The 803-nt window shown below is 31.1% G+C and carries 1 protein-coding gene and 1 pseudogene; one reads left to right on the top strand and one right to left on the bottom strand.

From position 1 onward, the window contains the following. Positions 1 to 134: pseudogene (locus KA878_RS13875) on the bottom strand (MurR/RpiR family transcriptional regulator); the annotation flags it as partial. A 165-nt stretch (positions 135 to 299) separates the two neighbouring features. On the opposite strand from KA878_RS13875, the gene KA878_RS13870 reads away from it, so the two are divergent. After that, the coding region (locus KA878_RS13870; protein WP_210142241.1) for an N-acetylmannosamine-6-phosphate 2-epimerase at positions 300 to 803 on the top strand (504 nt) is incomplete at its 3' end.

Below are 803 nucleotides of genomic sequence, written 5' to 3'. Positions count from 1 at the left end.
CCAATCGCATATGCTAATGAATTAATTGTTGAAAATGTGTCGTCAAAGTCATTGTTTTGAATATACGCTACGATTTGTTTATCTGTTTTAGTAAATAAATGATGGTAACGTTGCACGCGATTTTCAAATTTCATATTATCTATCCTCCCATCCCAATCATAGCTATAGTATAAATGAAAATGTTTTTCATAACAATGAAATATATTGATTATTATTTTCTTGGTGTTATATTAAAAATATAAATCTATTAGATAATAAAGTATTTTATTAAATCTACTAAAGTTACGGAGTGTATTATTATGTTACCACAAGGATTAATTGTCTCATGTCAAGCCTTGGAAAATGAGCCGTTACATTCATCTTTTATCATGTCAAAAATGGCTTTAGCTGCATATGAAGGTGGTGCTGTTGGCATTAGAGCAAACTCTAAAGAAGACATTATGGCGATAAAACAAGAGGTGAATTTACCTATCATCGGTATTGTCAAAAGAGACTATGCAAATTCTGATGTTTTTATCACCGCAACACGTAAAGAAGTCGATGAATTACTAGAAAGTAAATGTGAAGTTATTGCCTTAGATGCTACAAAGCAGGAACGTCCTGAAGAATCATTACAAGAACTTGTTTCTTATATACGTCAGCAAGCACCAAATATAGAAATTATGGCTGATATCTCTACACTTGAAGAAGCACAATATGCTGATAAATTAGGTTTTGATTACATAGGAACGACCCTTCGAGGCTATACTGCTTATACTAAAGGACATATTTTGTATGAAGATAACTTCAAATTTTTAAAAGAT

The sequence above is a fragment of the Staphylococcus sp. GDY8P57P genome (genome assembly GCF_017892585.1).
Taxonomy (GTDB): Bacteria; Bacillota; Bacilli; order Staphylococcales; family Staphylococcaceae; genus Staphylococcus; species Staphylococcus borealis.
The sequence above is the reverse complement of the archived record's forward strand: the minus strand, read 5'-3'. Positions and strand labels throughout refer to the sequence as shown.